Source organism: Lonsdalea britannica (assembly GCF_946477055.1).
GTDB lineage: Bacteria > Pseudomonadota > Gammaproteobacteria > Enterobacterales > Enterobacteriaceae > Lonsdalea > Lonsdalea britannica_A.
The window spans coordinates 1-6,736 of record NZ_CAMKXG010000192.1 but is presented as its reverse complement, the minus strand read 5'-3'; the positions used below and the strand labels follow the sequence as shown (position 1 = coordinate 6,736).

The window sequence follows — 6,736 nt, the reverse complement described above, 5'->3', positions numbered from 1 at the left end:
ATGCGAACAAATAAAACCAAGCCAATCTATCTGGCCGTGAATAACCCTATTTATTACCGGTAAAAACCCTATTTTTATTATTTTTAAGATGCGTTGTTTTTCTTAATAAATAAGAAATGTGAATGTATCGAGTTATTAACAGCGGTTCAGGCAGAGATAAACATTTAATCCGGGGCGACCACACTCCAGGTATAGTTTTCCGCCGTGTAATTCCGCGATAGCTTTTACCAGCGATAAACCTAGCCCGTGTCCGTCAGGCGCATTTTTTTCGGAGAGCCGCTGAAATCGAGCGGTGGCTTTCTCATGCAGCGCGGTAGGAATGCCCGGCCCCCGGTCGCTGACGTACAACGCCATCCATCCCCGATAGAGCCTGACGCCAAGCGTAATGAATTCCCCCTGAGCGGCGTATTTGATCGCATTTTCAATCAGATTGGCCATGGCCTGAAATACCAGCGCCTTATCGCCGAACAGGCTCGCTCCCGCGGTCGCTTCCACCACCAGATGGCAACGGCGGGATTCGGCCAGCGGCTGATAATATTCGGTCAGATCCTCCAGCAGGTGCTGAACGGAAATCGTTTCGAACTGGTGTATACAGCGCCCGCTCTCAATTTCACCGATACGCATCACCGCACGGAACAAGCTGAGGATTTTTTCCACCTCGCTGACCGCGAATTGGATCTCCTGCTGAACGTCCTGACTGAGCCCCGTTCGCTCGCCCAGCGTGTACAGGCGGTTTTGCAGATGCGTCAGGGGCGTACGCAGCTCGTGGGCGATATGGCTGGAGGTGCTGCGCACTTGCTCCATGAGCCGGTCAATGCGTTCAAGGTTCTGGTTGATGTCCGCGCTCAGTCCGTCGAAGTCGTTGCCGTACAGGGAGATCGGCATACGCACGCGCTGCTCTCCCGTGCTGTAACGATGCAAGGCTTCGCGCATTTGTCTGAGCGTGTTCAGTCCGTGGAGGCTAAAGTGGCGGCTTACCAACAGACAGCACAGCAGCACGATAAAGAGCCCGGTTCCGGCGACGAGGGGAATGGTTCTGATTCGCTCCAGCATCGGGAGAATGTTATAGGCCCGGAAGAAAATACCGCCGTCGCCCAGCTGTACCGACAGACCGATGATGTTGTGCGTCGCCTCGTCCGTGATGAGCGTCTTCAGGCACTCCACGTCCATATGACATCCCACCGCATTCGGCCTTTTCAGGGGCGCGTTGTGGTACAGAAAGTCGCCCTGTTTGTCGATCACCATCACCAGCGGCAGCTCGTCGTTGTTCTCCTGCCGCTCCTGTTGCAACTGTGCGATCACGCTATTGGCATCACCCAAGTGCGTTTTCGCTGAAAACTTATTGATATCGTTGAGAATAATATCCTGTACGTGCGTGCGGATCAGCGATTCACTCAGTAGGCTGAAACCCGTGATGCACGCCAGCATCATGACCAAAAAAAGAAAAACGATGGTAATCGACTGGCGAAAATGGGAGGTGCAGAGAAAATCGGGATAGTAGCCCGCCCCGATGACCTGCCAGTGTTTGATTTTTAACTGTAGCCGTCGTCCCAGCCGCTTGATGACGATCCGCTCAGGGGAAGCGCCTGCCGACACGCGGTTACTCCTTCTCTTCCAGACTCAGACAGTAGCCGACGGAGCGGAGGGTTTTAATGAGGGGCTGTGCGAACCCCTTGTCGATTTTAGCGCGCAGCTTGGACATATGAACGTCGATAAGATTGGTCTGCGGGTCGAAGTGGTAACCCCAGACGCGTTCCAGCAGCAGAGTGCGGCTGATGACCTTGCCGGGCGCCTCCATCAGGATAATCAGCAGTTTGATTTCCTTGTCGGTCAGCTCGATGCGCTTCCCATCCCGCCACACGGCGCGCTGCAAGCGATCGACCTTCAGGTCGGAGAAAGTCAGCACGGAACTCGGCTCGACGTGTCGACGTTCACGCCCGACGATAATGTCCAGCCTAAGGCGCAACTCATTAAAGTTGAAAGGTTTTCCCAAGTAATCTTCCGCGCCCAGCTCCAGCCCCATCACGCGATCGACATCACGATCCAGTGCGGACAGCAGCATGATAGGGGGATGTTGCCGATCTTTGAGCTCGCGCAGTACGGTAAAGCCATCCATCACTGGCAGCATTCTGTCGAGTAGAACGACGTCGTAGACCTCTTGCTGTATGGCCGTCAACGCGTGACCGCCGTCATGAACCATTCGGCAGGTGTGGCCGTGAGCGTGTAATTTCGCGCCCAGCCAGTGACACAAGACAGAGTCATCATCAACCACAAGAATACGCATGCGAATCCCCTGAAACCGAGTGCATGTGGGGTTAGCGCTTTTTTGAACACCTGGTGAAGTGATTCAGTAAGCTCAATAATTACCTTATTATTTTCATGGAGATAGGGCGTTATTTATCAGAATATTGCTCTCATCTCTTTACGGATAATAACAATCATTATCATCTTAAGGCAAGATATTTACTTAGCACGCAATTGATTGATATAACGTGAAAAAGTCACTTTTAGCGCAAAAATTAGATTAAATTATCGTCATGTTGCAAGACAGCAGCGAAAAAGCAGAACCCGCATCAACCCATCGTCATGACCTCCGGGTACTAAAATCACCGTTCGGCGCACATTAACAAAAATTAATGGTTTTTGACCCTTTTAAGACCATTTACCAACACTTTGGCGACTTTTCTCCTGATATACGTCAACTTCCTGCGCAGGCGGCTGTATTATGCTCTTCCTCCATCTCCGGAGATAAATGATTTCTATTTTCATTTACATTCAAGAGTGACCGGCAGATTTACAGAGGAACGCGCCATCTATGTCTCTTGATCTTTCACCTTTTTTTGCAGCCGACCAGGGACTTCCCTTCAGCGGTCGTTGGGCCACGATGCCGTGGCGCCAGCAAAGGCCCCTCCCTCCCGAAGACATCAACACGGCCTGGCAGGGGTTACTGAAAAGCACACTTACCGGTAATAAACGATTGTTGTATCTGCATATTCCGTTCTGCGCGACGCAGTGTAAGTTCTGTGGCTTTTATCAGAACAAGCAGGACGATCAGGCCATCGCGCATTACTGCGAGATGCTGCTGCGAGAACTCGATCTGGAAGCCAGCAGTCCGCTACATCAGTCTTCGCCGATCCACGCCATCTATCTGGGCGGCGGCACGCCCTCGGCGCTGACCGCCCGGCAGCTGCACCAGATTATCAGCGCATTGCGTCAGAAACTGCCGCTGGCGGCGGACTGTGAAATCACCGTTGAAGGCCGTATCTTCAACTTCGACGATGAACGCATCGATGCCTGCCTGGAAGCCGGGGCGAACCGTTTTTCCATCGGCATACAAACTTTCGATACGCGCGTGCGCCAGCGGCTGGGGCGACGGGCTAACCGTGAAGAGGCAATGACCTTCATCCGTCGGCTAGCAGAGCGCGATCGCGCCGCCGTGATTTGCGATCTGATGTTTGGGCTGCCCGATCAAACGATCGAGAGCTGGCGGGAAGATCTGGCGATCGTGCGCGATCTTCCCCTGGACGGCGTGGATCTGTACGCGCTGAATCTCCTGCCCAATACCCTGCTGGCGAAAGCCGTGGAAAATCAGCGCGTGACCTTGCCGGACGTCAGCTTCAACCGCGAACTTTATCTGATGGGTGAGCAATTTTTGGCGGACGAAAACTGGCGTCAGCTCAGCAACAGCCACTGGTCACGCCATACCCGCGAACGCAACCTGTATAACCTGCTGATCAAACAAGGGGCGGACTATCTGGCCTTGGGCAGCGGCGCAGGCGGCAGCCTGGCCGGTCAGTCATACATGATGGCGCGTAAACTGGACGACTATTATCAGGCGATCGACGAAGGTCGCAAGCCTATCGCCATGATGACACCGCCCAGCGATCAGTACCGCTGGCGACTGGATCTACAGGGCGGCATCGACGCCGGATTTTACGACCTGAGCCGCGTGCTGGACGATCCCGCGCCCCTGTTGCCGTTGCTGCAACAGTGGCAACAGTGCGGTCTGCTGCGGTTAAACGGCTCGCGCTTTCATCTCACGGCGGACGGGCGTTTCTGGGCAAGTAATGTGTTACAGGCTTTGCAAACGTTGATTCCCCCGTTACTGTTACCTCAGGCGGCGGCATAGCATTTATGGCGAACGGCGGCTGGCGTGATATCGAGACTTAGGGCTGAACAGGAAAGGAACGAATGGAAAAGCATCCGTGGCTGATTTTTGGTGGCGCAAGCGGCGTTGGCCGGGAACTGGTGACGCTGGGATTACAGGAGTCACGCACTATCACCGCGCTGGTCCGCAACACCGAACAGGCGCAGGCGTTGCGTGAGTGTGGCGTCACGGTGGTGGAAGGCGACGCGCTGGATGAGCACAGCGTCCAGCTCGCCTGCGAGACCGCGGGCCCGCTGGCGCGGATCGTTTCCACACTCGGCAGCGCGGAAGCCGACTATCTCGGCAATCGGCTCGTTATCGATACCGCGGAGCGTTGCGGTATCCGCCATATGGTGTTGGTCACATCTATTGGCTGCGGCGACAGCTGGCATCTGCTATCGCCAAAAGCCCGTGAGATATTTGGCCACGCCGTGCGGGAAAAATCGTTGGCGGAAAGCTGGCTGAAGACCAGCCGACTGAACGGGTGCATACTCCGGCCGGGCGGCCTGAAGCCCGGCGCAGGAACCGGCTTGTCCATTCGGTTACAAGAAGAGGCTTTCGGGTTAATCCATCGGGAAGATGTCGCACGTCAAATTCAGCAGGTCATTGATGATGAAGAGGCCTACGGCAAAATCTACTTTCTTATCGACCCCACGCTAACGCCGCCGACTCAGCGTTAGGATAGGAGGGATGCCTGTATGGATCCCCTTTTCGCCCCGCCACTCACTCAGCAACCCAGCGGTATGCCTCATTCATAGTGACGGGCTCGCACATCCGGCCGACGGTCTGTTGAAGTCATCATCGCCATAGGGATCATTGAGATCGGGCTTCCTATACGGCAGTCGAGCAACGAGTTGATTAAAAATAGAAATCGCAGACTGATATCCACCACCCTGTTTTCTTTTTTTATCACCCTATCGTAGTGGATGTTCATTGTGAATCAATCAGGTCCATCGAATATAGAAAACTATTTTGGGCGAATCATAAAATTGGCGTGGATTTTATTTTCTTCCAAAATGGATAAACGCCACCCTGTTAATCATCACAAATAAAAACTATTTTTTATTATCTTATAAATACATCGTCACAAACAATACTCGCGCCAAATAGAATAATGACGGACTCGTCGTACACCATGCCTTAATAAAATAACATCAATAATAAATAAGTGGCGCTACTCGAAGATGAAATCCTTTTTCATTCGTAAAAAGTTTTTCTGAGCAAGGCGTTTTTCATCACCCGAAAGCGTTGAGCGAGCGAATAGGCGATACCCGGCAGCAAGGTTTTGTTTAATCACGTCCCGCCGACTAAAAGCCGCGTCGGTATTGAGGTAGTCGTCGAGAAGTCGGTAGGCTATCAAGTAAGATTCCCCTTTGACCGCCCAGATCGACGGTAAATCCCACAGGTTAAGCAACGCCTCTTGTGCGATAAGAGACGGCGTATCGCGAACCCCATCCAGATAATGCAACGTCGCGCCAGCCGCTTGTTCGAGCCTCCGATGATCTCCGATGACGGCGACTTGCTCGATAGCGTACTGGCCCGCGGCGTAGGGCAGCATGGCTGAATGCGCGTTGACAACCTTGCCGTCGAAAAAAGCCATCCACCGCGTATTCAATGCGAGATCCCGAAACACGACCACGCCTTTGCGACCATGATGATGGTAACGCGCCTGAACCTTTTGCAGACACGCCTCATCAAAATGACGCGCCTGGATGAGATTCTCCGCACTGAGCATATGGTGTACGGGCACGCCATAACGCTCGGCTAAATAAATTTCCGAGCGACTTAACTTTCCATAGGCGTTTTCAAGCAAACCGATATCGCTATCGTTAATAAATTCTTTTGGTGACAATAATGAATGGACGCGATCAAGAACAGCTTTATTCAATTGACGCTGATTCTTTACCACCCACACGACGTCTCTATGGCGCATTCGTTCATATAAAAAGCTGAAGCAAAAGCGCGCCTCCGTTAAACATGAAATCATTCTTATTCTCCTTAATAAATAAAATATTCCTTCTGTTGATTGATTACAGTTCTGAATAGGAAGGAGGAATAAACTATTACCGATGGAAGACTGGCGCTGATTAAAGCTGAGGTTGGCACTAATACCTTTCTCATTCAACTATTTTATTATCATGGAACTATCGCGGCATAAAATAAGGAGATGTTTCTGAAATAACGTTATTTGGGATGAAAAAGAGGAATAGATCGACCCAATATGCATGGTATGACAGAGGACACTCACCGTTTCACAGATCATTATCTCAGCAGCATGAAAGGAAGAGGATGGAGTGAAGGTCGTCTTGTCCTAAGGAGAGTTTACGCCCGCACGAGGTTTGATCACCGAGTTCGCGACCGTTCAGGCAAGGCGATAACACGCCGGAAAGCAGAGAAAGAGAATGAAAGGAGGCGGCAGCAGAACGCCGACGTGATCGATGCAAAACAACAGACGAAAAAAAACCGCCGGTTAAATTAACCAGCGGTTTTTTTATGGTCCCGTTTGAAGACTGCAAACAAGACCCTGAGAATAGTGGTCGGCGAGAGAGGATTCGAACCTCCGACCCACTGGTCCCAAACCAGTTGCGC

General features: G+C 52.1%; 5 protein-coding genes. 2 read left to right on the top strand and 3 right to left on the bottom strand.

The annotated features are described in order from the left end of the window. Positions 1-135: 135 nt before the first annotated feature. Positions 136-1,596, bottom strand: a complete 1,461-nt coding sequence (locus tag Q7O77_RS12695) for a HAMP domain-containing sensor histidine kinase (protein WP_304167853.1) — start codon at positions 1,594-1,596, stop codon at positions 136-138. A gap of 4 nt (positions 1,597-1,600) precedes the next feature. Continuing rightward, the gene (locus tag Q7O77_RS12690) at positions 1,601-2,284 is read right to left on the bottom strand and encodes a response regulator transcription factor (RefSeq protein ID WP_304167851.1); all 684 of its coding nucleotides are present in this window, start codon (positions 2,282-2,284) and stop codon (positions 1,601-1,603) included. A gap of 531 nt (positions 2,285-2,815) precedes the next feature. Between Q7O77_RS12690 and hutW the strand changes: the two genes are divergently transcribed. Both hutW and Q7O77_RS12680 read left to right on the top strand, forming a co-directional pair. Then, positions 2,816-4,129, top strand: a complete 1,314-nt coding sequence (hutW, locus tag Q7O77_RS12685; RefSeq protein ID WP_304167849.1) for a heme anaerobic degradation radical SAM methyltransferase ChuW/HutW — start codon at positions 2,816-2,818, stop codon at positions 4,127-4,129. Positions 4,130-4,191: 62 nt separating this feature from the next. Continuing rightward, on the top strand, positions 4,192-4,827 hold the full coding sequence (locus tag Q7O77_RS12680) for an SDR family oxidoreductase (protein WP_304167846.1): 636 nt from the start codon (positions 4,192-4,194) through the stop codon (positions 4,825-4,827). A 494-nt stretch (positions 4,828-5,321) separates the two neighbouring features. On the opposite strand, the gene Q7O77_RS12675 is transcribed toward Q7O77_RS12680, so the two are convergent. After that, positions 5,322-6,134 carry a hypothetical protein gene (locus Q7O77_RS12675; protein WP_304167844.1) on the bottom strand — a complete coding sequence of 271 codons (813 nt, stop codon included), beginning with the start codon at positions 6,132-6,134 and terminating at the stop codon, positions 5,322-5,324. Positions 6,135-6,736: the final 602 nt, after the last annotated feature.

Bases quoted from the DNA above. Each gene is read 5' to 3' on its own strand.
- Q7O77_RS12675 (WP_304167844.1), bottom strand. From the start codon at position 6,134: ATGATTTCATGTTTAACGGAGGCGCGCTTTTGCTTCAGCTTTTTATAT.
- Q7O77_RS12680 (WP_304167846.1), top strand. From the start codon at position 4,192: ATGGAAAAGCATCCGTGGCTGATTTTTGGTGGCGCAAGCGGCGTTGGC.
- Q7O77_RS12690 (WP_304167851.1), bottom strand. From the start codon at position 2,284: ATGCGTATTCTTGTGGTTGATGATGACTCTGTCTTGTGTCACTGGCTG.
- hutW (WP_304167849.1), top strand. From the start codon at position 2,816: ATGTCTCTTGATCTTTCACCTTTTTTTGCAGCCGACCAGGGACTTCCC.